Annotated in this window: 23 protein-coding genes; 14 read left to right on the top strand and 9 right to left on the bottom strand. The window is 64.7% G+C overall.

All coding sequences use genetic code 11. From position 1 onward, the window contains the following. Positions 1-28: 28 nt before the first annotated feature. Positions 29-2,449 carry a DUF1631 family protein gene (locus AC1DEK_RS22155; RefSeq protein ID WP_478127447.1) on the top strand — a complete coding sequence of 807 codons (2,421 nt, stop codon included), beginning with the start codon at positions 29-31 and terminating at the stop codon, positions 2,447-2,449. Positions 2,450-2,617: 168 nt separating this feature from the next. On the opposite strand, the gene AC1DEK_RS22150 is transcribed toward AC1DEK_RS22155, so the two are convergent. The 3 genes from AC1DEK_RS22150 to AC1DEK_RS22140 all read right to left on the bottom strand — a co-directional run bounded on the left by AC1DEK_RS22150 (position 2,618) and on the right by AC1DEK_RS22140 (position 5,607). Then, positions 2,618-3,133, bottom strand: a complete 516-nt coding sequence (locus AC1DEK_RS22150; protein ID WP_478127634.1) for a Smg family protein — start codon at positions 3,131-3,133, stop codon at positions 2,618-2,620. Between the two features lie 86 nt (positions 3,134-3,219). Next, the gene (gene dprA / locus AC1DEK_RS22145; protein WP_478127446.1) at positions 3,220-4,368 is read right to left on the bottom strand and encodes a DNA-processing protein DprA; all 1,149 of its coding nucleotides are present in this window, start codon (positions 4,366-4,368) and stop codon (positions 3,220-3,222) included. A gap of 18 nt (positions 4,369-4,386) precedes the next feature. Further along, positions 4,387-5,607: a LysM peptidoglycan-binding domain-containing protein gene (locus AC1DEK_RS22140; RefSeq protein WP_478127445.1), complete on the bottom strand. Its 1,221-nt coding sequence runs from the start codon at positions 5,605-5,607 to the stop codon at positions 4,387-4,389. Positions 5,608-5,767: 160 nt separating this feature from the next. Between AC1DEK_RS22140 and def the strand changes: the two genes are divergently transcribed. Genes def through AC1DEK_RS22115 form a run of 5 tightly spaced genes read left to right on the top strand, consistent with a single transcriptional unit; the run spans position 5,768 to position 8,837 of the window. Continuing rightward, positions 5,768-6,301, top strand: a complete 534-nt coding sequence (def, locus tag AC1DEK_RS22135; RefSeq protein WP_478127444.1) for a peptide deformylase — start codon at positions 5,768-5,770, stop codon at positions 6,299-6,301. Next, a complete protein-coding gene (locus AC1DEK_RS22130) occupies positions 6,301-6,792 on the top strand; it encodes a hypothetical protein (protein WP_478127443.1) in 492 nt (163 codons plus the stop codon). The genes def and AC1DEK_RS22130 overlap by 1 nt, the downstream gene beginning before the upstream one ends. A 7-nt stretch (positions 6,793-6,799) precedes the next feature. Beyond that, the gene (fmt, locus tag AC1DEK_RS22125; protein WP_478127442.1) at positions 6,800-7,753 is read left to right on the top strand and encodes a methionyl-tRNA formyltransferase; all 954 of its coding nucleotides are present in this window, start codon (positions 6,800-6,802) and stop codon (positions 7,751-7,753) included. Continuing rightward, the gene (locus tag AC1DEK_RS22120; protein WP_478127441.1) at positions 7,753-8,493 is read left to right on the top strand and encodes an AzlC family ABC transporter permease; all 741 of its coding nucleotides are present in this window, start codon (positions 7,753-7,755) and stop codon (positions 8,491-8,493) included. Before fmt ends, AC1DEK_RS22120 begins: the two co-directional genes overlap by 1 nt. Continuing rightward, positions 8,490-8,837 (top strand): AzlD domain-containing protein, encoded by a 348-nt coding sequence (locus AC1DEK_RS22115; protein ID WP_478127440.1) that lies wholly within the window; start codon positions 8,490-8,492, stop codon positions 8,835-8,837. Before AC1DEK_RS22120 ends, AC1DEK_RS22115 begins: the two co-directional genes overlap by 4 nt. A 31-nt stretch (positions 8,838-8,868) precedes the next feature. On the opposite strand, the gene AC1DEK_RS22110 is transcribed toward AC1DEK_RS22115, so the two are convergent. Genes AC1DEK_RS22110 through AC1DEK_RS22100 form a run of 3 tightly spaced genes read right to left on the bottom strand, consistent with a single transcriptional unit; the run spans position 8,869 to position 12,162 of the window. Further along, the gene (locus AC1DEK_RS22110) at positions 8,869-10,512 is read right to left on the bottom strand and encodes an FAD-dependent oxidoreductase (protein ID WP_478127439.1); all 1,644 of its coding nucleotides are present in this window, start codon (positions 10,510-10,512) and stop codon (positions 8,869-8,871) included. Then, positions 10,494-11,615 carry an alpha/beta fold hydrolase gene (locus AC1DEK_RS22105; RefSeq protein WP_478127438.1) on the bottom strand — a complete coding sequence of 374 codons (1,122 nt, stop codon included), beginning with the start codon at positions 11,613-11,615 and terminating at the stop codon, positions 10,494-10,496. Before AC1DEK_RS22105 ends, AC1DEK_RS22110 begins: the two co-directional genes overlap by 19 nt. Next, complete coding sequence (locus AC1DEK_RS22100) at positions 11,608-12,162, bottom strand: VOC family protein (RefSeq protein WP_478127437.1); 555 nt, start codon at positions 12,160-12,162, stop codon at positions 11,608-11,610. The genes AC1DEK_RS22105 and AC1DEK_RS22100 overlap by 8 nt, the downstream gene beginning before the upstream one ends. Positions 12,163-12,383: 221 nt before the next feature. Here AC1DEK_RS22100 and AC1DEK_RS22095 point away from each other — a divergent pair, with 221 nt between their 5' ends. The 5 genes from AC1DEK_RS22095 to AC1DEK_RS22075 all read left to right on the top strand — a co-directional run bounded on the left by AC1DEK_RS22095 (position 12,384) and on the right by AC1DEK_RS22075 (position 18,290). Then, positions 12,384-13,574: a phosphoglycerate kinase gene (locus AC1DEK_RS22095; RefSeq protein ID WP_478127436.1), complete on the top strand. Its 1,191-nt coding sequence runs from the start codon at positions 12,384-12,386 to the stop codon at positions 13,572-13,574. A 171-nt stretch (positions 13,575-13,745) separates the two neighbouring features. Next, a complete protein-coding gene (pyk, locus tag AC1DEK_RS22090; RefSeq protein ID WP_478127435.1) occupies positions 13,746-15,194 on the top strand; it encodes a pyruvate kinase in 1,449 nt (482 codons plus the stop codon). 202 nt (positions 15,195-15,396) lie between these two features. Next, positions 15,397-16,461 (top strand): class II fructose-bisphosphate aldolase, encoded by a 1,065-nt coding sequence (fba, locus tag AC1DEK_RS22085; protein WP_478127434.1) that lies wholly within the window; start codon positions 15,397-15,399, stop codon positions 16,459-16,461. A gap of 136 nt (positions 16,462-16,597) precedes the next feature. Continuing rightward, positions 16,598-17,503: a phosphoribosylaminoimidazolesuccinocarboxamide synthase gene (locus AC1DEK_RS22080; protein WP_478127433.1), complete on the top strand. Its 906-nt coding sequence runs from the start codon at positions 16,598-16,600 to the stop codon at positions 17,501-17,503. A 115-nt stretch (positions 17,504-17,618) separates the two neighbouring features. After that, positions 17,619-18,290: a helix-turn-helix transcriptional regulator gene (locus AC1DEK_RS22075; protein WP_478127432.1), complete on the top strand. Its 672-nt coding sequence runs from the start codon at positions 17,619-17,621 to the stop codon at positions 18,288-18,290. A gap of 24 nt (positions 18,291-18,314) precedes the next feature. Here the strand turns inward: AC1DEK_RS22075 and AC1DEK_RS22070 are convergent, their stop codons facing one another. Next, on the bottom strand, positions 18,315-18,782 hold the full coding sequence (locus tag AC1DEK_RS22070) for an META domain-containing protein (protein ID WP_478127431.1): 468 nt from the start codon (positions 18,780-18,782) through the stop codon (positions 18,315-18,317). 59 nt (positions 18,783-18,841) lie between these two features. Then, on the bottom strand, positions 18,842-19,762 hold the full coding sequence (locus tag AC1DEK_RS22065) for a tetratricopeptide repeat protein (protein ID WP_478127430.1): 921 nt from the start codon (positions 19,760-19,762) through the stop codon (positions 18,842-18,844). 36 nt (positions 19,763-19,798) lie between these two features. Between AC1DEK_RS22065 and purE the strand changes: the two genes are divergently transcribed. From purE to AC1DEK_RS22050, 3 genes are read left to right on the top strand one after another with little or no spacing between them, the layout of a single operon-like run. Next, positions 19,799-20,341 (top strand): 5-(carboxyamino)imidazole ribonucleotide mutase, encoded by a 543-nt coding sequence (gene purE, locus AC1DEK_RS22060; protein WP_478127429.1) that lies wholly within the window; start codon positions 19,799-19,801, stop codon positions 20,339-20,341. Beyond that, positions 20,338-21,504, top strand: a complete 1,167-nt coding sequence (locus AC1DEK_RS22055; RefSeq protein ID WP_478127428.1) for a 5-(carboxyamino)imidazole ribonucleotide synthase — start codon at positions 20,338-20,340, stop codon at positions 21,502-21,504. The genes purE and AC1DEK_RS22055 overlap by 4 nt, the downstream gene beginning before the upstream one ends. Before the next feature lie 6 nt (positions 21,505-21,510). After that, a complete protein-coding gene (locus AC1DEK_RS22050; RefSeq protein ID WP_478127427.1) occupies positions 21,511-22,512 on the top strand; it encodes an L-threonylcarbamoyladenylate synthase in 1,002 nt (333 codons plus the stop codon). Positions 22,513-22,528: 16 nt separating this feature from the next. Here AC1DEK_RS22050 and AC1DEK_RS22045 read toward each other — a convergent pair whose 3' ends face one another. Next, the gene (locus tag AC1DEK_RS22045; protein ID WP_478127426.1) at positions 22,529-24,079 is read right to left on the bottom strand and encodes an alpha/beta hydrolase family protein; all 1,551 of its coding nucleotides are present in this window, start codon (positions 24,077-24,079) and stop codon (positions 22,529-22,531) included. Positions 24,080-24,125: the final 46 nt, after the last annotated feature.

Genomic DNA, 24,125 nt, shown 5'->3' with positions numbered 1-24,125 from the left:
AATTGAATCCATAGCATCCTGTTCATCCATGCCCACGCGGTCCCACGCATCCTCCCTCCAACTTTCCCGCGAGACGCGCGAGCGTTTCGTCGCCGCCACCGAGGGAGTGATTGGGCCGGTGGCCCATGCAGTTCAGGAGCGGCTGGTCGCGCTGGCCGCACAGGTCGGCAATGCACGTGAAATGCAGGAGAACCGGGACGGCTTCCTGGCGTTCCAGGCACACGGTGCGGGTTGGGTGACGGAATCACGCGCTGCATGGCGAAAGGCGCTGGCAAGCGGTGCTTCGGGCGTCTCGATCTCCAATTCGCTGTCGCGCCTCGAGTTGATCGGCGATGAAGTCGTCGAAACCGGCATCCTTTCATCGCGGCTTGCGCAGTCCATCCAGGACAAAGCCAGCTTCGAACTGAACGACCTGCGCTTGCGCATCCAGCATCTCGAAGGGACTCACGAGCTCGATCCCAAGGACGTCCTGAAGCCCGAGACCCTGGCGAAGGTGCTGGTCGGCCAATGGCTGGCGGCCGGCTTGAGTCGCGAGCTCTGGAACAGGGTGCAGGAGCAGGTGCAGGCGCACATGGTCGACGCCGTCGTCAAGGCTTACAAGGAGGCCAACGCCTTCCTGGTGGCAAGTGACGTGATGCCGGAGATCGACCTCAAGAGCTTCGTCCGGCGGACGGGCTCGGTCACCTCGGGTGCCGCTGCGCTCGGGGGCAGTTTTTCGGGTTCGCATGCCGGCAGCGCATCAATGGGGATCGCCCAGCAAGCGCAGCCCGGTCGCGGCGGCTTTGGCGTCCCACCCGGCAGCTTCGCTCCGGCGGCCATTGGTGTAGGCATGGGCCGTGGAGCAAGCGCGCAGGGTGCTGCCGGAGGCGACACGATGCTTGTGACGGGCGGCTCGCCGCTGCTGCTGGCACGTCAGCGCGCCCAGGGCGTGTTGCTTAATCTGAAGCGGTTCGTGACGGCGCGTATCGGTGGCGACATCACCCAGCAGAGGACGCCCGGCAGTGGCGGCGAATTGATGGGCGGCGGTGCCGGTGGTCTTGGCGGCGGGGCAGGTGGCGGCATGGGCGGACCCGCCTTCGCGGCCGCTATCGCCGATGCGGAGGCAGCCTATCAAGTCGCGGCATCGCAGTATGTCGTGGGCGATCACGCTGCTGCCGTTCACAACGCATCGAGCGAACTGAGAAGGCGCAGCACCGAGCTGAAGAAGAAGGCTCCGACGACCGCAGACAAGGCAACCGTGGAGATCGTCGCGCTGATGTTCCAGGCGATTCTGGCCGAGGAGCGCATCCCGTTTTCGGCGCGCGTCTGGTTTGCGAGGCTCCAGATGCCGGTCCTGCGAGTGGCCATTGCCGAGCCTGAGTTCTTCGGCACGCTGCAGCATCCGGCGCGGATGCTGATCGACCGCATGGGCTCGTGCGTGATGGGCTTCGATGCCGCCGCCATTTCCGGCAGTGCACTGGAGGGCGAGATCCGCCGTGTCGTGCAGGTGATCGAGCAATATCCTGAAACCGGCCAGCGCGTGTTCAAGCTGGTGTTCGACGAATTCGTCGCCTTCCTCAACAAGTACCTCACCCAAAGCGACACCACCCAGAAGGTGATGAGCGTGGCGCAGCAGGTCGAGCAGAAGGAGACGATGGCGATCCAGTACACCATCGAGTTGCGCAAGATGCTCAACGACATGCCGGTGCGCGAGGAGATCCGCGAGTTCCTGTTCAAGGTCTGGGCCGAGGTGCTGGCCATTGCCGCGCTGCGCTATGGGCCGCAAGACGAGCAGACGGTCACGCTCAAGCGTTCCGCATCCGATCTCGTGTGGGCAGCGAGCGCGAAGCCGAACCGCAACGACCGCACGCGCGTCATCCAGGATCTCCCGAAGCTCCTTCAGCGCCTGCGCCAGGGCATGACGCTGCTGGGCATCGTCGGCGAACCCCAGGAAGCGCACATCAAGACCATCGGTGCGACCCTGTCCGATGCCTTCATGTCGAAGACCGAGGCGATCCCGCAGGCAAAGATCGAAGCCATGGCCAAGCGCCTGGCCAACCTCGAGGATTTCGTGTCCGACGAAGGCGCGACCGACCTTCCGCTCGACGCCGCAAGCATCGAGCTCCTGCTCGGCGTCGATGCCGCTTCCATCGAGATAGTGCCCGACACCGGCACCAAGGTCAGCGAAGACATGCTTGCCTGGGCCCACGAACTTCAGGTCGGCAACTGGTTCATGCTCGACCACAACGACCGAGTGAGCCAAGTCCAATTCGTCTGGCGCAGCGACCGCAAGCAACTGCACCTCTTCGCCTCCAGCGACGGCCGCAGCTTCCTCATCCAGGTCGGAAGGCTAGCCTCCTACCTCCAAGCCGGCCTCCTCGTCCCCGCCGAAGAAGAAACCCTCACCGTACGCGCCACCCGCGAAGCCCTCGCCAAGCTAGACGCCAACCCCGAACGCCTGCTGAACTAACGCCGGCTCAAGCTCCGGCAGCGGAAAGGCGAAACGACACGAACGCGCGAGCCCTGGGGGACGAGCAACAGGAATACCGCGGAACCGGCTTAGCCGGGCCGCTGGTATTGCCCCCGGTCAGGGGGTGGAGAGCGACACGAAGTGCGCGAGCCTGGGGGCGAGCAACAGCTAATGCGCGACGCGCGCCCTGCTGTCATCGCAGAGCTCGTCGAGCACTAGCGCATCGGGCTCGACCCCGGTGCTCCAATGCACCATCAACACGATGATCTTGAGTTCATCGATCGAAAGCGGTTCGCTGGGTGTCGCCATCGCGCGTTCGATCACGATTTCTCGCATGCCCGCCGGCAGGACCCCGGAAGATTCCAGAAAGCTGATGAAGCCGAGGCATTCAGCGCCGATGTGGTCCTGCTCGATGATCGAATAGACGCGGATCGAATCCGGAGATGGAGCCATCACGTCATCGCTGCGGGTTCGAACCGTGACAGTGGCGGTGGTCTTGTCTGCGTGCCTGCTGAGCTGGATGCCCTGCGTCGCCAGGCTGAGGCCGTCGAGCCATTGCAACGCGTCGCGGATCTCTTCGGCGTCGAAACCTTGCGCACTGAGCTTTCGACCCAACTGCTCGGGCTCGGGGCACGCGTCGCCGCGCCAGTAGTTTTCGTAGACAAACACGAGCACTTCGAACATGGGTTCAATATAGCCCAGGCACGCGCTCAAAAGTTGCGCGGACACGACGATATCCAAGCCGCTCGGCCGCGCGGCCGCGAGATCGGTCAGCCAGCCGCAATGCGCTGGAACAATCCTCCAGGCAAGCGCGCGATGCGGCCGTCCAGTTCGAGTTCGAGCAGACGGGCCTGAAGCTCTGCCGCGCTGTAGCCGGTGCGCGCACAGAGCGCATCGAGACTCACCGGATCGAAGCCCATCTCGCCCAGCAAACCAGGCTCGTTCGCGCCTTCAGATTCCGATGGAGACGATGGCTGAGCCAACGCCGACGCCGCCGTGGATGCGTCGAAGTGCAGTTCCTCGAGCACGTCGGCGACGGATTCGACGAGCTTTGCGCCTTGGCGGATCAACGCATGGCAACCGTGCGATTGGGGCGAGTGGATCGAGCCGGGTATCGCGAATACCTCCCTGCCCTGCTCCGCCGCGAGCCGCGCGGTGATCAGCGAACCCGACCGAAGCGCCGCCTCCACGACCAGCGTCCCGCGAGACAGCCCCGCGATGATTCGATTGCGCTTGGGGAAGTTCTGATTGAGCGGCGGAGTGCCGAGCGAATATTCGCTCACGATCAGGCCTCGCGCCGCGATGCGGTGGGCGAGTTCGCGATGCCGGGCGGGGTAGACGCGGTCCAGTCCCGTGCCCACCACCGCGACCGTTGCCAGTCGATCGGGTCCGCCGCCCGCCTCCAGTGCGCCGGCGTGCGCTGCGCCGTCGACGCCGAGAGCGAGGCCGGACACGACGGGGATGCCTGCTTCTCCGAATGCTCGCGCAAAGGCGCGCGCAGTCTCCGCACCCTGCGCGGTCGGGTTGCGGCTGCCCACCATCGCAATGCTGTGGCCCAACTGCGTCAGGTCGAACGCAGGCGCGCCCAGCATATAGAGCATCAGCGGGGGATCGGCTGTTTCGAGCAGCGGCTTCGGATAGCCCGCGTCGGCAAGCGTCACGATCCGCCGCACGGCGCCTTGCTCTTCAGAGCCTTGAAGCCAGTCCCAAGTCTGGTCGAGTGCGCTGGGGAATGTGGGCGCCTGCTGAAGCAGCGCATCGGCCTGGGCCGGCGTGACGACTTGCTGCAGTGCTTCGCGGGACTGCGCGAAAACGCCTGAAGGCAAGCCGAACGCCGCGAGCAACTTGCGACCGGCAACGTTGCCGATGCCGGGTGTCAGTGCAAGACGCAGCCAGCCTGCGAGTTCCTCACGTTCCACGCGATGTCGAGCGCGGCGTCACGGGTTGACCAGCAGGTCGCCGGGCTTCGGCGCATCGCTGATTTCGAGCACCAGCGCATAGGAGGCTTTTTCGAACGGCCGGAACACCATCAGCAAGCCAATGCGCTCATTGGGCAGCTTGACCACTTGCTTGCCTGAATAGTCGGGGTTCGACGCACGGTCGACGACGGTGTCGCCGTTCTTGAGGATGGCAAGCACATGGCCCGCTTCGATGCCGTCGCGCGTTCCCTTGTTGATCACGACCACCTGGTTCTGAGCCACGTATTGCACCGCGTTGCCGTAAACGGAAACGATGCGTCCGTTGATCAGTTGTTCAGGCGCACGAGGCGCGTAGCTCAGCAACTGTCGCTGGGGTTCTGGCAAGAGACGATCGCCGGCGCGCATTTCCTCGCGTGCCGCAGTGATGTCGATGGTGGCCGGGACGATGTTCGTCACTTCCTTGCCGTCGACCAACTGGCTTTCGACCGACTGGCTGCGCATGAGCTGTGCCCTGCCCAAATAAGCTGCTTCGTAGCCGAGCAGTTCGCCGGTGGCGGGGTCGGTCAGCGGCGTGGCGTTGCGGAAGACTCTGAAGGTCTGGATCGGGCCAGCAGTCTCGATCAGTGCCGAATTGATGTCGCCCAGCGCATAGGCACGATCGCCACGGGCCAGGAGCACGCGGCTGTCATTGCCCGCGACGACGTGCGGTGCACTGTTGAGCGTGTTCTGGTCGATGATGATCGGCTCGCTGAGATACGGCTCGATCAGGCTCGGATTGAGTGTCGGCAGCGCCATGCCCGAGAGCGACTCGTAGCGCGTGCGCGGCGACAGCTTGACCGTGCCGTCGGCGGCGCCGCCACGACGGGTGGTCAGGCGAGCGCGGCCGTTGGTCTTGTCCAGATAGAGCACTTGGCCCGGATAGATGCGGTGTGGGTTCGAGATCTCGCTGATGTTCATGCCCCAGAGCTCGGGCCAGCGCCAGGGGCTGCGCAGATAGAGACGCGAAATCGCCCAGAGCGTGTCGCCCGGCTTGACGGTGTATTCGTCCGGCGCGTTGGGAGCCAGTTCGCTCACTGGGATGCCGGCTTGTGCCGTTTGTTGGGCTGTGGCGCGCTGTTGCGGCGTGATCGGATAGTTTTGCGCGGAAGCCGTGGTGGCTCCCATGCCCAAGGCAGCGAGGGCTGTCAGCGTGGCGAAAAGGCTGGGACGCAGGTGTTCTTTGATTCGGAATTTATTCATGTTTAATGGTGTGCACACACTGCGCCACGCAGAACGTACGAATCCTCACAATTTGCTACGAATTTTGCGCTGAAGCCCTAGATTGGGCAATGTATATCCCCCGCCTCACATTCACGCGTCGCGGAAATGGCGAAAATAGCGACAACTTTTCCTCGCTTTCATGGCAAAACGAACCATTTTGAGTTACCCCGATGCGCGACTGCATACGGTGGCGAAACCAGTGCAAGGCGTCGACGCACGCATCAAGGCCCTCGTTGCCGACATGCTCGAGACCATGTACGACGCCAACGGCATCGGTCTCGCGGCCACCCAGATCGACGTGCATGAGCGCCTCGTCGTGATCGATGTTTCGGAAGAGCGAGACAAGCCGCTCGTGCTGATCAATCCGGAAATCGTCTGGGCGAGTGACGACAAAGTCCTCAACGAAGAGGGTTGCCTGTCCGTACCCGGCATCTACGACGGCGTCGAGCGCTCGACGGCCGTCCGCGTGACCGCACTGGATGCCCAGGGCGAGCTGCAGAAAATCGAGGCCGAGGGTTTGCTGGCGGTATGCATTCAGCATGAACTCGATCACCTCTTGGGTAAGGTTTTCGTCGAATACCTGTCGCCCCTGAAGCGCAACCGCATCAAGAGCAAGCTGCTCAAGCAACAACGCGAGGACCAGAAGGTCGAGCAGCGCGAAGGACGGCGTTGATGAGGAATCGCCGCTGGATCTTGCCGCTGGCACTAGTCGTGGCCCTGGCCGGCTGCGCAAGCGATCCGACACGGACCCCGCTGGGCGCATCGCGGGCGCAGGTTCTGCAGCAAGTGGGAACACCCACTGCGACCTATCCTTTGCCAGGCGGCGGAGAACGGCTTCAGTACTCGCGGGCGCCGATGGGTTTCGAAGTCTCCAACATCGACATCGATGCCAGCGGGCAAGTGGTTTCCGTGCGGCAGGAGCTGTTCGAAGGTTTGTTCGGCAGCACGATCAAGCCTGGCGAATGGCGCGTGCCTGACGTGCTGCGCACCTACGGACGTCCCTTCGACATCACGCGCGTGACCTCGTTCGACGGAGACGTCTGGAGCTGGCGCTACAAGCACCTGAACCAGCGGCGTTTTCTGTACATCTACGTCTCTCCAGATGGTGTGGTCGACCACTACAACACCGGCGACGACCTGACCCAAGAGCTGATCAACCGGTGAGCGCCACATGAAGGTTGCGTTCGCGGGGACACCCGAGTTTGCGCGCGTCGCGCTGGAAGCGATCGCGGCTGAGCCTAGGTTCGAGATCGTCCTGACACTGACCCAGCCTGACCGCCCGGCCGGCCGCGGCATGAAGCTGCATGCATCGCCGGTCAAGCAGTTCGCAATCAGCCGCGGCTGGCGGGTGGCACAGCCACGCAGCTTGCGGCGGGACGGCAAGTACCCGGACGATGCCGCTGCCGCGCGCGACGCCATCGCCGAAGCGAAGCCTGACGTGATGGTCGTTGCCGCCTACGGGCTCATCCTGCCGCAATGGGTGCTCGATGCGCCGCGGCTCGGCTGCCTCAACATTCATGCGAGCCTCTTGCCGCGCTGGCGCGGCGCGGCACCGATCCACCGCGCGATCGAGGCGGGAGATGAAGAGACTGGCGTCACCATCATGCAGATGGACGCGGGCCTCGACACCGGCGACATGCTGTTGCGCGAGTCGATCGCGATCGGCAACGACACGACCTCGCGGCTGCACGACCGACTCGCAGCGATGGGCGGTCGCCTGATCGTGCAAGCATTGAAGCAAGCCGAAGCGGGAACGCTCCGCGCCGAGCGGCAACCCGCCGAAGGCGTGACCTACGCGCACAAGGTCGAGAAGAGCGAGGCGCAGGTTGAGTGGTCACTCGATGCGGCCACCATCGTGCGCCGTATCCGGGCCTTCGATCCCTTCCCGGGTGCGACCAGCACGCTGGACGGCGAAAGCGTCAAGCTCTGGGCCGCCCGGAGCAGGGCCGAAGCCCCCGGTGAAGCGCCGGGGACGGTCCTCGCTGTCACGCCAGACGGCATCGCCGTCGCCGCCAGGGATTCCGTGGTCGTGATTTCCGAACTGCAGCGCGCCGGCGGCAAGCGCCTGCCGGTCGCCGATTTCCTGCGTGGCTTCGATGTGAAGCCCGGCCAGGTTTTCGGCTGATGTTTCTCTCGACGTCCATTCGGAGCCGGCCGGAGTTTCGCGAAGGCTTGCGCGACATGTTGCCCGTCGCTCTCGGCATCGGCGCCTGGGGCCTCATGACCGGCGTGTCGATGCTCCAGTCGGGCATGAGCCTCTTCGAGTCGATCGCTATGACGGTGCTCGTCTATGCGGGCAGCTCGCAACTGGCCGCCATTCCGCTCCTGATCGCGGGCGCTCCGGCGTGGGTGATCCTGGCCACGAGCTTCTGCGTCAATCTGCGCTTCGTGGTCTTCAGCCTTCACCTGCGGCCCTATCTCATGCACATGCCGCGCTGGCGTCGCATGACCCATGGCTATCTCACGGCCGACATGAGCTATGCGCTTTTCACCCGGAAGTACCCGCGCCCGCCGGAATCGGCCGCCGAGCAGCGCGGGCAGGAGGCCTATCTCACAGGCAACTATTGCGTGACTTGGGTGGCGTGGATGGTGCTGAGCCTCGTCGGCATCTTGCTCGCGAACATGATCCCGCAAAGCTGGGGGCTGGGCTTCGCCGGCGTGCTGAGCCTGGTGGCGATCGTTTGCTCGATGGCGAGCACGCGTCTGCGCGTGCTGGCCGTGCTGATTGCGGGGGTCACCGCCGTGGCGGCATATGCATTGCCGCTCAAGCTCAACATCGTCGCCGGCATCGGGGTCGCGGTGCTGCTGTGTTTCTGGCTCGAGAAGCAGTTTGGACTCGATCCGGACGCGGAGGATGACAAGTGAACGTGGGGACAGGCCAGACCGATTGGTGGACGCTTGCGGTGATCCTCGGCATGGCCGGCGTCACGGTCTTGACGCGCTGCTTCTTCTTCATCCTCGATCGGCCCTGGGGTCTGCCGGAGTGGGCCCACCGCGCTTTGCACTACGCCCCCGCCGCCGCGCTTGCCGCAGTGATCATTCCCGAAATCGTGATGACGCAAGGCCACCTGACCTCTACGTTGCACGACGCGAGGCTCTATGGCGCCGTGGCCGGCACTGCCTACTTCTTTTGGCGGCGCGGCGTGCTGGGGACGATGCTCGCCGGGATGGCGGTCTATCTGCCGCTGCACCTCGGCTTGGGCTGGTAACCGGCCACAGGATTCGTGCGGATGAGCGACCTCATTCAGCGTACACGAGTGCGGCGCGGATGGCGGCTGCAATGCTTGCTGGCGTAGGTTCAGTCAGCAGCGCGGCGCGGTAGGCGTCCGGACGCACGAGGCACAGGCTGCCCGGCGTTGCATTCCCAAGGTGCCGCGCCAGCATCTCATCCGGCTGCAGCGTCGGAAGCCCGCTGTTGCCGCCGATTGCCACGAGCCGCACAGGCAATGAAGTGACGGCGTCGGCCGCTGCGTCCGCTTCCGCGCGCGTGGGCGCGAACCAGAGGCCGAGGCAATGCGAGCCCTCGTCCAGCAACTCCATCAACGTGGTCGACGTACCATCATGGCGGCGCAGCGGCAGGTTCTGCACGGTCCTTCCACCCTCCGGCAGATGAGGCGCCACCGGATATTCGTTGGCTACTGACATTCGGCCCGTGTTGACGAGTGTGCGAGCGAATGCATGGCGCGACGCCAGTGCCATCACCGCGCGGCGCAGCATGTGCTCGGCCGGCGACCGCGGTGCGAGAAAGCGCGCCGAGCGGCTCGTGACGCGCAGGTTCTCCGCAGCGGCGTGCCTTCGCTCGGCATCGTAGGTGTCGAGCAGGGCGTCGCCAGCCAAGCCGTTGGCGACCAGTGCCAGCTTCCAGCCGAGGTTGGCCGCATCCTGGATGCCGCTGTTGCCGCCGCGGGCGCCGAAGGGGCTCACCACGTGCGCCGAATCGCCGATGAAGAAAATGCGGCCGTGTCTGAAGTTGTCGAGCAAATGGTCACGGTAGCCATACGGCCCGATCCATACGAACTCGAATTCCACGTCAGTCCCGAGCTGGTTGTGCAGCCGCGCACCGGCCACTTCGGGCTTGCTGATGTGCGCCGCGTCGCAGTCTTCCGGCATCTGGTAGTCGATGCGCCAGACGCCGTCGCCCATCAGGTGCTGCCACACCGCGCGACCTTCGTTGAAGGGGGCATCGACCCAGGTCCACCGCTCGGTCGGCAGCGGCTTCTTGAAGCGCACATCGCTGATGCACCAGCGGTCGGTGCTGCGCGACGGGTGCGCATCGATGCCGAGCTGAGTGCGAATCGCGCTATTGGCGCCGGTGGCGTCGATGAGGTGCTCGGCTTCGATCGTGTAGTGGCCAGACGGTGTTTCGACGTCCACGCAAACGCAGTCGGCGAGCGGGGTCACTTGCGCTACGCGATTTTTCCAGCGCAGGTCGGTCAGACCGAGGTCGACGATGCGATCGACAAGAAACCACTCGATGTAGAACTGCTGCAGGTTGATGAAGGGCGGCTGCACCGAGACACTGTCGGTCTTCAGATTGAAGTTGTAGACCTCTTGCTCACCCGAGAAGGTGCGGCCGAAAGACCATGTGATGCCCTTCCCGGCAACCCGCTCGTAGATGCCCAGCCGTGCGAAGATTTCCAGCGACTTCTGCGCATAGCAGATGCCGCGCGACGAAGCGCCGCGCACGCCGACCGTATCGTCCTCATCGAGCAGCACGGTGCGCACGCCGCGCCGGGCAAGGTCGCAGGCCAGCGTCAATCCCGCGAGGCCTCCGCCGGCGATCACGATGGGGTGGCGTACGACTGCGCCACCGTCCAGTTCAGGCGGCGGAACGAAGGGCCATCGCGGCAGTTCGTATCCGGTGTTCAAAGCGCGTGAGCCCATTCGGCAATCGCATCCGCAGCCTGCTGCACGAGTCCCGGCTGGCCTGCAAGATAGTGGGTGCCCCCAACGATGTCGACGTTGCGAATGCGCCGGTCCCCTGCGGCCATCCACGCGTCGCGCGTGCTCGGGAAGGTCGACTGGTCACCGGTATAGGTGAGCAGCAACTGAGGCACCGTCGTGCGCGCGAGGTTCGATGGCCCGTCGGCTTGTGAGCGCGATGACCATTGCGACAGGAATGCGGTCAACGACGTCACGCGGCCCATCGCGTTGGCCGAATAGTTCACCTGTCGCGCATTGCCCCAGACGCTGCCTGGCGCCCGATCGTTAGGGTCGATCGACAAGTCGACGCAGCGCGGATCGGCGTGCGTGCGGTAGACGATGAATGCCTGGTCGCGCGGCGCGCCGGGCGTGCCGCGCAATTGCTGTAGGCGCTCCAGCACCCAATGCTCGATACGGTCGAGCCGCTGCTTCTGGGCTGCGCTGAATCGCGCCAGGAACTCGGCGCTGTAGGGCAGCGCGTGGCGAGCGTCGTACATATCGAGCTCGGGATTCACCGACAGCGGGTCGTGCTCGTCGGTGACGGAAGGGTCGATCCAGTCGCGCATCAGCTTGGAACGGCCCTGGTGCGCTGCGCAAAGCGCGATGCCGTCCACTGGCGGCAAATCGTCGGGATGGAGATGCGTCGGGTCACCGTCCGGAAAATGATGTGCGGTGAGGTTCTCCGCTTGTGCCTGGTAGAAGCTGGACAACGCGGCGCCACCCGAATTGCCGATCAGCACGACCTTGTCGTAGCCCGCGGCCCGGAGGAACTGCACGCCCGCACCCAGGTCCTGGATGGCGCGTTCCATGCGCAGCATGGTGTCGTTGCCCATATAGCGAGAGTTCAGGCCCATGCAGCAGATGCCGCGCTCTGCGAGCGGCTCGATCAGGTAGTGCCCCATGAAGTTGCTCGTGGGATGCATGACGATGGCCGCGACCGTTTTTGCGCCGCTCGGCGCGCGATACGCGCCGTAGATGCGCGGGCGCAGCATCTGCAAACCCGATTGACTCTCCAGCGCTGCCCCTGGCTTGACGTCGATGACCGCGAGCTGCAACTCAGCCATGCTGGGCTGCCTTCCGCAGGTCTGCCTTGCGCTGCGTCCAGGCATCGAGTTCGGCGCGGGCGCGCCGGGCGTGCTCGTCCATTTCTGCCTTCGGCACTGTGGGCGTGGTGAGTTCGAGACGGATGCCGTTGGGGTCGAAGAAATAGATCGACTTGATGATGTGGTGGTCGGTCGGCCCCAGTACTTCGACGCCTGCGGCTTGGAGCCGCGACTTGGCGGCCAGCAGTTCTTCCAGAGAGTCGACACGCAAGGCGAGATGGTTGACCCAGGCCGGCGTATTGGGCGAAGGCAGTGCCGCGACATCGTCACCGAGATCGAAGAAGGCGATCGATGAACCATCGCGCATCTGAAAGAAGATGTGGACGTAGGGGCAATTCTCGCCAGTGCTCGGGACGTGATCGCTCTTGATCACGTGCGTCAGCGGGAGACCCAGCAGGTCCTCGTAGAAGCGGCGGGTTTCCTCGCTGTCCCGGCAGCGCCACGCGAAGTGGTGAAGTCCCTGGACGGGCACAGGAGGCGAGGAAAGAGGCGGGTTCTCGGCGGGCATGGATGTCTCCAACAGGGCTCTCAAGACGTAGAGGGTGTGATCGGCGATGGTTTTTCTTCCCATTCAATCAAAATAATTCGATAGATGGAAATCAGCGGAATTTGACGCTGCGCCACGTGCAAGCCTGACATTCGCCGGAGGGACCCGATCCCTACAATGTCCGTTGCTGCCCGTCGAGGCATTTCCAACCTCCACCCGCATTTATCCGCCTACATCCGCCTATGAACGTTCTTCGATTCACTGACCTCTGTGCGCAAGGCAAGGTTGCCGGCCAGCGCGTGTTCATCCGAGCCGACCTCAACGTGCCGCAAGACGACACCGGCCGCATCACCGAAGACACACGCATTCGCGCATCGGTGCCCTGCATCCAGCAGGCGCTCGACGCGGGTGCAGCCGTGATGGTGACCTCCCACCTCGGCCGGCCCACCGAGGGCCAGTTCAGGCCTGAAGACTCGCTGGCACCAGTCGCAAAACGCCTGGGCGAACTGCTCGGGCGCGAAGTGCCGCTGATCTCCAATTGGGTCGATGGTGTCCAGGTGGCGCCCGGCCAGGTCGTGCTGCTGGAAAACTGCCGCTTGAACAAGGGCGAGAAAAAGAACGACGAGGCGCTTTCTCGAAAGCTGGCAGCGCTGACGGACATCTACGTCAACGATGCCTTTGGCACCGCGCATCGCGCCGAGGCGACGACCTACGGCATCGCGCAATTCGCAAAGATCGCTTGTGCCGGTCCGTTGCTCGCAGCCGAGATCGACGCCATCACGAAGGCGCTGGCCCAACCGAAGCGGCCGCTGGTTGCCATCGTCGCCGGTTCGAAGGTCAGCACCAAGCTCACCATTCTCAAGAGCCTGGCCGACAAGGTCGATCAACTGATCGTCGGGGGCGGCATCGCCAACACCTTCATGCTGGCCTCCGGCCTCAGGATCGGCAAGTCGCTGGCAGAACCCGATCTGCTGAACGAGGCCAAGGCCGTGATCGAGGCCATGCGGGCTCGCGGCGCCGCAGTTCCGATCCCCGTCGACGTCGTCACGGCCAAAAGCTTTGCTGCCGATGCGGCGGCGACGGTAAAGGATGCGAGCGACGTGGCCGAAGACGACCTGATCCTCGACATCGGACCGAAGACGGCGGATCTTCTGGCGGCGCAACTGCGTGAGGCCGGCACCATCGTCTGGAACGGCCCCGTGGGCGTGTTCGAGTTCGACGCTTTTGCCAACGGCACGAAGACGATCGCCCATGCCATCGCTGAAAGCGGCGCCTTCTCGATTGCGGGCGGCGGCGACACGCTGGCGGCCATCGCCAAATACGGCATCGAAAACAAGGTCGGGTACATCTCGACCGGCGGGGGCGCTTTCCTGGAAGTGCTGGAGGGCAAGACGCTCCCGGCCTTCGAGATTCTTTCCAAGCGCGCTGGATGAGCTCGCCCCCAGGCTGCGCGCACTTCGTGTCGCTTCGCCTTCCCCCTGACCGGGGGCAACACCAGCGGCCTGGCTAAGCCAGTTCCGCGGTGTTTCTGGCTTGTGGCGGGGGAGCGCTGGCGGGGGGTTGATAAAGTGTATACAGTGCGGAATACAACACGGAGACATTGAATGAGCACGCCACGCCTTCCCCGTCACGCCACCAAGATCGTCGCCACACTCGGGCCGGCGTCGAGTTCGCCCGACCTGCTGGTGCAGATGATCACTCACAAGGTCAGCGTGGTCCGGCTGAACTTCAGCCATGGAAGCGCGCAGGATCACATCAACCGTGCCGCAATGGTGCGCGAAGCGGCCCGCCGCACCGGGCGCGAAGTGGCGATCATGGCGGACCTCCAGGGGCCGAAGATCCGTGTCGGCAAGTTCGCCGAAGGAAAGATCTGGCTGGAGCCGGGCGCGAAGTTCGTGCTCGACGCATCGCGGACGGAGCCGGGAGACATCGATTCGGTCGGGCTGGACTACAAGGATCTTCCGCGCGACGTGAAACCCGGTGACCGCCTTCTGTTGAACGACGGGCTCATCGTGCTGACGGTCGACGCGGTCAAGGGCGATGCCGTCTACACCACCGTCCACCTCGGCGGCGAGCTCTCGAACAACAAGGGCATCAACAAGCAGGGCGGCGGCCTCACGGCGCCGGCGCTGACGGCCAAGGACATGGAAGACATCAAGACGGCGATGAGCTTCCAGGCCGACTACGTGGCCGTGAGCTTTCCGAAGAACGCGACCGACATGGAGATGGCACGCCAGCTCTGCAACGTCGCCGCGGCCGAGTACGGCCACAAGCCCGGGATGATCGCGAAGATCGAACGTGCCGAGGCGATCCCGAAGTTGGAAGAAATCCTGCGAGCGAGCGACGGGATCATGGTTGCGCGAGGCGACTTGGCCGTGGAGGTCGGCAACGCGGCCGTGCCGGCGCTGCAGAAGAAGATGATCCGCATGGCGCGCGAGATGGACAAGGTCGTGATCACCGCCACGCAGATGATGGAATCGATGATCACCAACCCGGTGCCGACCCGCGCGGAGGTCAGCGACGTGGCCAATGCGGTGCTCGACGGCACGGACGCGGTGATGCTTTCGGCGGAAACTGCCTCGGGCCGCTATCCGCTGGAGACGGTTCAGGAAATGAGCCGGATCTGCGAAGCCGCCGAGGCCGCGGAAGATCCGCACCTGGACGCCGATTTCAGCGGCCAGGCCTACAGCCGCATCGACCAATCGATCGCCATGGGTGCACTTTTTACCGCGCATCACCTGGGCGCCAAGGCGATCGTCGCGCTGACCGAATCAGGCTCTACGCCGCTGTGGATGAGCCGGCACCGGGCGCACATTCCGATGTATGCACTGACGACCCGTCTTTCCACGCAGCGCAAGATGGCGCTCTATCGCAATGTGCGGCCGCTGCTGATGGATTCGGAAAGCGATCGCGACACGGCGCTCGAGCAAGCCGAGGCGCACCTGAAGAAGCGCGGCATCGTGCAGACGGGCGATGTCTATGCAATCACCTGCGGCGAGCCGATGGGGGCTCCGGGCGGCACGAACATGCTGAAGATCTGTAGGGTGAGCTAGGCTCGCCCCCAGGCTACGCGCACTTCGTGTCGCTTCGCCTACCCCCTACCGGGGGCAACACCAGCGGCCCGGCGAAGCCGGTTCCGCGGTGTTTCTGGAATTGGGCGGTGCGTCGAAGGTCGATGAGCCGCGGTTGTCGGGGGCGATTAGTAGAATCGTTGCAGTTTTTTTGATTCAACCTTAGATCCTGCGAGGTATTTCCATGGCACTCGTTTCGATGCGCGAACTGCTCGACCACGCCGCCGCCAACGGCTACGGTATTCCGGCTTTCAACGTCAACAATCTGGAACAGGTGCAGGCCGTGATGGAGGCCGCCAAGGAGGTCGGTGCTCCAGTCATCCTGCAAGCGAGCGCGGGAGCTCGCAAGTACGCCGGCGAAGCGTTCATCAAGCATCTCATTCAAGCCGCGATTGAGGCGTATCCGACGATTCCGCTGGTGATGCACCAGGACCACGGGCAGAGCCCCGACGTGTGCCGCGGCGCCATCGATCTCGGCTTCAGCTCGGTGATGATGGACGGCTCGCTCGAAGCGGACGGCAAGACCATCGCAAGCTACGACTACAACGTCGACGTCACCAAGAAGGTGGCCGACATGGCACATCGGGTCGGCGTCACGGTCGAGGGCGAGCTCGGCTGCTTGGGTTCGCTCGAAACGATGAAGGGCGACAAGGAAGACGGCCACGGCACTGACGCCACGATGACGCGCGAGCAACTGCTCACCGACCCGGAGCAGGCCGCCGACTTCGTCAAGAAGACGCAAATCGACGCGCTCGCGATTGCGATCGGCACCAGCCACGGGGCCTACAAGTTCACCCGCAAGCCCACTGGCGATATCCTGGCGATCGACCGCATCAAGGAAATCCATCGCCGCATTCCCAACACCCATCTGGTGATGCACGGTTCATCCAGCGTGCCGCAGGACCTGCTGGCGATCATCCGGCAGTACGGCGGCAACATGAAGGAAACCTACGGCGTGCCCGTCGAGGAAATCCAGGAAGCCATCAAGCATGGCGTGCGCAAGATCAACATCGACACCGATATTCGCCTCGCGATGACCGGCGCGGTGCGCAAGTTCCTGGCCGAGAATCCCGAGAAATTCGACGCCCGCGAATGGCTGAAGCCAGCGCGCGAGGCCGCCAAGCAGATTTGCAAGCAGCGCTATCTGGAGTTCGGCTGCGAAGGCCAGGGCCTCAAGATCAAGGGCGACAACCTGCAAGTCGTCGCGGCCAAATATGCCAAGGGCGATCTGGCACAAGAGGTCGTCTAAGTCTTTTTGCTACGGGCGGCCGGGCACGGCGGCGTTCCGCATCAGTTTTCGCCGGCCACCGTTCGCGGTGGCTTTTTTCTGCGCGCACAATCTCCGTCGTCTCCGCACATCGATACAGCTACCCCGCTACCCAGCCATGACCACCGTCCACACCTCCTCCATCAAGAGCCTCCCGCTGCTCGCGCGCGGCAAGGTACGCGACAACTATGCCGTTGGCAACGACCGCATCCTGATGGTCGCGAGCGATCGCCTTTCGGCCTTCGACGTGATCATGGGCGAGCCCATCCCCGGCAAGGGCGTGATCCTCACCCAGATGGCGCTCTGGTGGTTCGACCGGCTCGGCCACCTGTGCCCGAACCACCTGACCGGCGAAGCGCCCGAGAGCGTCGTGACGCCGGACGAGGTGCCGCAGGTCAAGGACCGCTCGATGCTGGTCAAGCGGCTCAAGCCGATCCCTGTCGAGGCGGTCGTGCGCGGCTATCTCGCGGGCAGCGGCTGGAAGGAATACCAGGAGAACCGGGCGGTCTGCGGCGTACCGCTGCCTGAAGGGCTGTCCAACGCGAGCAAGCTGCCCCGGCCAATCTTCACGCCGGCTGCCAAGGCGGCGGCTGGCGCGCATGACGAAAACATCAGCTACGACAAGGTGGTCGAAGTGGTCGGCCCGCGGCTTGCGCAGCAGATTCGCGAGACCAGCATCGCCATCTACGAGGCGGCGGCCGAGATCGCGCTGGCCAAGGGGATGATCATTGCCGACACCAAGTTCGAATTCGGCCTGGATGATGCGGGCACGCTGGTACTGATGGACGAAGTGCTCACGCCCGACAGTTCCCGGTATTGGCCGATCGAGGGCTACGAAGCCGCGCTGGCTGCTGGAACAAATCCGCCGAGCTACGACAAGCAGTTCGTGCGCGATTGGCTGGAGTCCGCGCGCATCAACGGCAAGCCATGGGACAAGACACCCCCGGCGCCGCGCCTGCCGGCCGAAGTCGTCGAAAAGACCGCGGCAAAGTATCGCGAAGCACTGCAAAGGCTCACGGGCTGATCAATCGGCCGCCGCCAATGTGAATAAGTCACAAGGCTGGCGGCAATAGTCACGCCCTGAAAACGGCCCTGTCTTCCAAACTCTTCGCATCCCCCCGATAGATGAGGAGTGCGAGATGGAAACGGCAGTGGACTTTCAGATTCGATACCTTAGGGACGAGGCTCCGGTTTCCGCGCCGCCGCCTGACGCGCTTCATCCCGGCGTGATGGCGCGCGTGCTCGACGAGATCGACCATGGTCTGCTGCTGCTGGATCTGACCGGGCGCATCCTGCACGCGAACTTCCCTGCCCGGCGTGAGCTGGCCGGAGCGCGTGCCGTGCGAAGCGTCGACGGCATGCTGTGCGCGGGGCAGCCGGAGTCGCAGTTGAAGATTCGCCACGCCCTCAAGGATGCGGAGCGCGACTGCCGCAGCATCGTCGAGCTCGACCACGCGGGTGAGTCGCTGTCCCTGGCCTTCATACCGCTCGCGGCGCTGCATGGCGAGGACAGGATCGACACGGTACTGGTCATGTGCAGCCGGCGATCGGGCTGCGAAAGTCTGACGATGCAGATGTTCGCGCGATCCAAGCATCTGACGCGTGCGGAACAGAATGTGCTGGCGCGTCTGTGCGCCGGGCACGATGCCGAGGAAATCGCCTGCCTCGAAGGCATCCGGATGTCGACCGTGCGCACGCACATCAAGAACGTGCGGCAGAAAACCGGCAGCAACAGCATCCGCGAGGTCGTCCACAGGGTGTCTCGCATGCCGCAGATCGTCTCTGCGCTCAGGCTGACCGGGGAAGACTGATCCAGGCCCGCTCGCGAGCTGCCTTCAGCGCGCTTGCGCCGTACCTAGAACGGCCACGGTGCGGCCGCTGGAGTCCAGAAGAGACATGCGTGACGATCCTTGGAGGCGATAGCTGGCGGTCGATTGAAGCGCGGCAAAAAATTGCGACTCGCTGGCGCTGCGCGCAGGATCGGCGCAGGCCATTCGCGTGGAGGCAAGCTGGCTCAGCCTGAGCGAGTTTCCGCTGCGTTCGAAGGTGCCGGACACGCGGTTGCAGCCGCCGGAGCCGCTCACTCGGCCGTTGCGGCGATCGAACTGGAGTTGCGGATCGCGCTGAGGGTCGCCAGTGGATGCGACGGGTTCACCGCCGAGTTGCTCAAGGCGCCAGACCGGACCTTCGATCGGCTCATCCAGGCTGATGCCGCTGCCGCAGCCGACTAGCAAACCAGCGACGAGCATTGCGGGGGCGACAAAGAGAGCGGCGTTCGAGCGGGCGGCGAGACGAAAACGCATGGCCAGTCTTTCCTTCTGCGACATATTGAAACACCGCGCCATCGTATTCGAGTCAGGGCTCAGCTCAAGACCACGCTGCTGAGCCGGCGGCGATAGCTCGCCACCGTCGGGTCGTCCGGCGGAATCTGCCCGTCGGCGACCTTCGCTTTCGGTGGCTCGATGATGTCGAGGATCGCGATGTAGGTCTTGCGCGCAAGATCGCTGTTCCAGGTCTTATCGCGCATCAGGATGTCGAGCAGCTCGTCCATGGCTTCGGTCCACCGCTGCGCCGCCATGAGGAGCCTGGCCCGGTCGAAGCGAGCGTCGAAGTCACGCTTGTTGGTGGCGATGCGCGCATCGAGCCCGGCCAGGTCGGGTGCTGTGCCGGTCGCAGGCTGCGCGAAATCGATGGCGTCCATGCACCGCTGGAGTGAATCGAGGCGGCGCACCAGTGACGTCTTGGCAATCACCGGCGCAAACGCCACCTTGGCGTCGTCGATACGACCCTCCTGCAGCAGCAGTTTGACGTAGTCGAATCGAAGGTCATCATTGGCCGGATCGGTCGCGACCGCATGCTGGAGCTTTTCCAGCGCGCCTTGGGTATCGCCATCGGCGAGCGTCGCCTGGGCCGACTCCTCCTGTTCCTGCGCCTCGACCTCGTCCGCGCCCGGCACGTGCTTGTCGAGGAACTCGCGGATCTGCTCCGCGGGAATCGCGCCGACAAAGCCGTCGACCGGCTGCCCGTCCTTGAACATCACGCAGAACGGAATGCTCCGGACGCCGAACATCTGGCTCAACTGCTGCGAAATCTGGGGCACTTTATCGGCGTCGAGCTTGGCGAGGGCGAACCGCCCCGCGTATTCGACTTCGAGCTTTTCGAGCACCGGCCCCAGCTGTTTGCAAGGTCCGCACCATTCGGCCCAGATGTCCAGCAGCACCGGGGTGGTCATCGAGCCGTCGATCAGCTCGGTCTGGAAGTTTTCGAGGGTGATGTCGATCATCGCGGGAAGTTGAGGGTGAAACGTAAAATTCGAACCATGAAGCAAGCAATTCAGGTCGGCGTGGTGATGGGATCGAACTCCGATTGGGAGACGATGCGCAATGCCGTCGAGATTCTCCAGCAATTCGGCGTCTCCCACGAAGCGCGGGTGGTCTCGGCCCACCGGATGCCCGACGAATTGTTCGCCTACGCCGAAAGCGCCGCTCCGCGCGGGCTCGCCGCGATCATCGCCGGTGCAGGGGGCGCCGCCCACCTGCCGGGCATGCTCGCAGCGAAGACCACCGTCCCGGTGCTCGGCGTGCCCGTCGCCAGCCGGCACCTTCAGGGTGTGGATTCGCTCTACAGCATTGTCCAGATGCCCAAGGGCGTACCCGTGGCAACCTTTGCCATCGGCAATGCCGGCGCGGCGAACGCGGCGTTGTTTGCCATCGCGATGCTTGCGGTCGCCGACCCGGCGTTGCGAGCCCAACTCGACGCCTTCAGGGAAAATCAGACGCAGGCCGCGCAGTCCATGACGCTGCCGCCGATCGAGTCCCAGGCCGTCTCGCCTTTCTCGCCGCAAGGCGGGGGCGCCCTGTGATCCCGATACTTCCCGGCGCCACCCTGGGTGTCGTCGGGGGCGGCCAATTGGGCCGGATGTTCGTCCATGCGGCCCAGCAGTTGGGCTATTTCACGGCGGTGCTCGATCCGGACCCCGATAGTCCGGCCGGGCGCGTGAGCCATCACCACATCCACACCGACTACACCGATGTCGACGGCCTCGCGAGACTCGCGGGCTTGGCCGATGCGGTCACCACCGAGTTCGAGAACGTGCCCGCACCCTCACTCGAGCACCTCGCGGTGGCGCGGCCGGTCTCTCCGGGCGCGGACGCCGTCGCCATCGCGCAGGACCGCATCCGCGAGAAGGGCCACTTCGTGCGCTGCGGGGTCGACTGCGCCCCCTTTGCCGTCATTGAGACGGCGCAGCACTTGGCCGCGGTCCAGGCGGACCTTCTTCCCGGCATTCTCAAGACGGCACGGCTCGGCTATGACGGTAAGGGCCAACGGCGTGTGGCGACGCGCGCCGAACTGGCATCCGCCTGGGAGGACGCCGGCGGCGTGCCCTGCGTGCTCGAAAAACTCCTCCCGCTCGACTTCGAGTGCTCGGTGATCATCGCCCGTGCCGAAGACGGGCAGATGGTGCACTTCCCGGTGCAGCGCAATCTGCATCGCGACGGCATCCTCGCCGTGACAGAGGTCCATCCGCACAACATGCCTGAATCGACGGCCAAGCGCGCAGTGGCTGCCGCCCGGTCGATCGCGGAGGGCCTCTCGTACGTCGGCGTGCTGTGCGTCGAGTTCTTCGTGCTGGGCAATGGCGCACTGGTGGTCAACGAGATGGCGCCACGTCCGCACAACAGCGGCCACTGGACGCTGGACGCGGCCGACGTCTCGCAATTCGAACTGCAGGTTCGCACGCTGGCGAGCCTGCCGTTGAATCCGCCGAGGCAGCACAGCGCCGCGATCATGCTCAATCTGCTGGGCGATCTGTGGTTCGTCGATGGCGATGTCGAGGCAGAGCCGCGCTGGGCCGACGTGCTCGCGTTGCCCGGCACGCATTTGCACCTCTATGGCAAGACCGAGGCGCGGCGCGGACGCAAGATGGGGCACTTGAACATCACCGGCGAAAGCATCGAAGCGGTTCGCAGCACGGCTGATTTTGCGGCCGCGTTGTTGGGCCTGCCGATTCCGCTTTCCGAGTAACGCCTGATGATCCGCGACGGCAACACGCCTGAAGCCATCGAAGAAGCCGCCAGCGTATTGCAGGCAGGCGGCCTGGTCGCTTTCCCGACCGAAACGGTCTACGGCTTGGGCGCCGATGCGGGCAGCGACGCCGCGGTGGCTGGCATCTTTTCAGCGAAGGGCCGGCCCGCGGACCATCCCTTGATCGTGCATGTCGCGGCCGGCCCCAAGGGCACGGAGGCCTTGTCCCACTTCGCCCAGCCATTGCCGGTCTTTGCCCAGAAGCTGGTGCGCGCCTTCTGGCCGGGTCCGCTGACCCTGATCGTCGAGCGCCGGCCCGGCATTGCGGCCGCTGCTGCAGGCGGGCAGGACACCATCGGCCTGCGTTGCCCCTCGCACCCTGTGGCACAGGCGCTGCTCATGGCGTGCGCGGCGCATGGCGTCCATGGGGTTGCCGGACCGAGCGCTAACCGCTTTGGCCGCGTGAGCCCGACGACCGCTCAGCACGTGCGAGAGGAATTCGGCGATGAGCTTCTCGTGATCGACGGCGGTCCGTGCGAAGTCGGCATCGAATCGACGATCGTGGATTGCAGCCGCGGGGTGCCCGTGCTGCTCCGCCCCGGCGCGATCACGCGCGCGCAGGTCGAAGCGGCTTGCGGCGAGGCGCTGCGCGACAAGGAAGATCTCGCCGCTCCCGATCCGCGTGCCTCGGGCACTCTCGAAGCGCATTACGCGCCGAACGCCAAGGTGCGGCTGATGGATGCAAAAGCCCTGCAGGCGGGGCTCGAAGTGCTCGGTGTCAACGCAGCGCACATTGCCGTGTGGTCGCGCACCCCGCTCAAGAGCCGTTCCCAGCGGATCGTGCAGCGCCGCATGCCTGACGACGCGGCGACGACCGCGCATCAGCTTTTTGCCGTCCTGCGCGCCTTCGACGCCGATGGCGCCAAGCTCATCTGGATCGAGACCCCACCCGACACGCCCGAGTGGGAAGGCGTGCGCGACAGACTGCGGCGCGCCGCCGCAGCCTGACCCAGCCAGGCTCAGGTTAGAGCCCTGCGGCCATCACACCCTGGAAGAAGCCTCGCGCCGTCGCCATGCAGAAGGGCGGCACCAGGGTGCCGTGGTAGGCCTGAGTGACAGCCGACGCCTGGTCGGCCGGCGTGCCGGGCGTGCTGGCGGCCAGGCGCGCCTTGGCTGTCGCGAATCCTGCGCGAGCGGCTGAGAAAGCATCGGTCGCGGTCGAGTCTTCCAGATCCACCACAGTCAGCGCGCTCGCGGACATGCCGCTGGCGCCGAAGTAGCCCGCTGTCGCGCGAGTGCTCACGAAATTCACTGTCGGATCATTGGCGCCACCACACATCAGCACCGGCCGCAGCGGCAGCCAGTTGCGCAGATCGTTCGCTACTGCGGCCTTCCGGAAGCCCACCAATGGCCTGCAGTTCAGCGGCGCAGTGGTGTTGAGTGAAGTAGCTGTGGCAGGCAGCGCATTGCCGGGGCATGGATTGGCCTGGATGTCGTTCGCGACTTGCGTCAGATAGCTTTGGCGGATCAGGTTGCTCGGTCCGTAGAAGATCGACAACGCGGGAGTCACAGGTCCCGGCACCGCATTGGCCGGATAGAGCGCAAGAGGTGGCAGCTTGCCCGTCGCGAAGAGCGTGTTGACCGGGGTGAGGCTGGGCAGAAGCGTGTCGATGCCGTTGGCGTACTGGGCTTCATAAACGTCGGTGGTCGCCGCGTAGACGTTGCCGAACTGCTTCTGCCAACTGGTCGAAAGCAGCGGGGTGAACAGCGTCGAGCCCAGCGCAGGCCAGCCGCTGAAGCTGTAGTCGGTCAGCAGGCTGATGGCCGAAGGTGCCGACAGCGGCGCCGAGGCGGTCACCGTCTTGCCGGTCGCCTGCATCTCGCGATGTGCAGCCATCGCGACGTAGCCGCCTTGCGAATAGCCCGTGATGAAAAGCGAGCCACTCTCGTTCGCACCGATCAACTTGAAGGTCTTGCGGGCAGCAGTCAGGGCATCGACCATGTCCTTGCCTTGCTGGTCGCCGTTGAGGTAGGGGTGGTAAGTGAGCGTGGACTTGTCGTAGCCGGCATAGTTTGGCGCGACGACGATGAAACCCTGGGCGGCGAACATCGCGGCGACCGACAGCCCTTCGCCCGCGGCGGGTTGCGTGGCGTCGGTCCACTGGGCGAGGTTGTAGTTCTTCGCCGCCGTGGTGCCGTGCGCATACAGCACGACGGGTCGCGGGCCCGTGCATGCGGGATCGCCCCCGTTCGGCACCATGATGGCGGCTGTCGCATTGGTCGCTTCGCCCTGGCCGCCGACGGTGCGGTATTCGAGATAGCGAAGCACCAAGCCGCACTTGGGCGCACCCGCCACCTGCAGCAATGCCTGGCCCGAGGCGTTGGCGTTCAGCAGGGATGAGAAGTCGGCGACCGAGAGCTGGGCCGTCTGCTGCGGCGGCACAGTCACGACCGAGCCGCGGCCCGAGTCCACCACCGGCGGCACGTTCACCGCAAACCCGCCGCCACCGCCGCCTCCGCAGCCGGAAAGCGTCAGGACGGCGCCCGCGAGGGCAATGGCTGTAAGGCGAATCATCGGGTGTCTCCTGCTCGGTTCTTGAATTTGCGTCCGGGCGATTCTG

The sequence above is a fragment of the Variovorax sp. 10N420 genome, from assembly GCF_056394705.1.
Note: the sequence above shows the minus strand (reverse complement) of the source record. Positions and strands in the feature narration are given on the sequence as shown.

Bases quoted from the DNA above. Each gene is read 5' to 3' on its own strand.
- AC1DEK_RS22050 (WP_478127427.1), top strand. From the start codon at position 21,511: ATGATCCGCGACGGCAACACGCCTGAAGCCATCGAAGAAGCCGCCAGC.
- AC1DEK_RS22150 (WP_478127634.1), bottom strand. From the start codon at position 3,133: ATGTTCGAAGTGCTCGTGTTTGTCTACGAAAACTACTGGCGCGGCGAC.
- purE (WP_478127429.1), top strand. From the start codon at position 19,799: ATGAAGCAAGCAATTCAGGTCGGCGTGGTGATGGGATCGAACTCCGAT.
- def (WP_478127444.1), top strand. From the start codon at position 5,768: ATGGCAAAACGAACCATTTTGAGTTACCCCGATGCGCGACTGCATACG.
- AC1DEK_RS22080 (WP_478127433.1), top strand. From the start codon at position 16,598: ATGACCACCGTCCACACCTCCTCCATCAAGAGCCTCCCGCTGCTCGCG.
- AC1DEK_RS22075 (WP_478127432.1), top strand. From the start codon at position 17,619: ATGGAAACGGCAGTGGACTTTCAGATTCGATACCTTAGGGACGAGGCT.
- pyk (WP_478127435.1), top strand. From the start codon at position 13,746: ATGAGCACGCCACGCCTTCCCCGTCACGCCACCAAGATCGTCGCCACA.
- AC1DEK_RS22095 (WP_478127436.1), top strand. From the start codon at position 12,384: ATGAACGTTCTTCGATTCACTGACCTCTGTGCGCAAGGCAAGGTTGCC.
- AC1DEK_RS22070 (WP_478127431.1), bottom strand. From the start codon at position 18,782: ATGCGTTTTCGTCTCGCCGCCCGCTCGAACGCCGCTCTCTTTGTCGCC.
- fba (WP_478127434.1), top strand. From the start codon at position 15,397: ATGGCACTCGTTTCGATGCGCGAACTGCTCGACCACGCCGCCGCCAAC.
- AC1DEK_RS22100 (WP_478127437.1), bottom strand. From the start codon at position 12,162: ATGCCCGCCGAGAACCCGCCTCTTTCCTCGCCTCCTGTGCCCGTCCAG.
- AC1DEK_RS22105 (WP_478127438.1), bottom strand. From the start codon at position 11,615: ATGGCTGAGTTGCAGCTCGCGGTCATCGACGTCAAGCCAGGGGCAGCG.
- AC1DEK_RS22065 (WP_478127430.1), bottom strand. From the start codon at position 19,762: ATGATCGACATCACCCTCGAAAACTTCCAGACCGAGCTGATCGACGGC.
- AC1DEK_RS22130 (WP_478127443.1), top strand. From the start codon at position 6,301: ATGAGGAATCGCCGCTGGATCTTGCCGCTGGCACTAGTCGTGGCCCTG.
- AC1DEK_RS22045 (WP_478127426.1), bottom strand. From the start codon at position 24,079: ATGATTCGCCTTACAGCCATTGCCCTCGCGGGCGCCGTCCTGACGCTT.
- AC1DEK_RS22110 (WP_478127439.1), bottom strand. From the start codon at position 10,512: ATGGGCTCACGCGCTTTGAACACCGGATACGAACTGCCGCGATGGCCC.
- AC1DEK_RS22120 (WP_478127441.1), top strand. From the start codon at position 7,753: ATGTTTCTCTCGACGTCCATTCGGAGCCGGCCGGAGTTTCGCGAAGGC.
- fmt (WP_478127442.1), top strand. From the start codon at position 6,800: ATGAAGGTTGCGTTCGCGGGGACACCCGAGTTTGCGCGCGTCGCGCTG.
- AC1DEK_RS22140 (WP_478127445.1), bottom strand. From the start codon at position 5,607: ATGAATAAATTCCGAATCAAAGAACACCTGCGTCCCAGCCTTTTCGCC.
- AC1DEK_RS22155 (WP_478127447.1), top strand. From the start codon at position 29: ATGCCCACGCGGTCCCACGCATCCTCCCTCCAACTTTCCCGCGAGACG.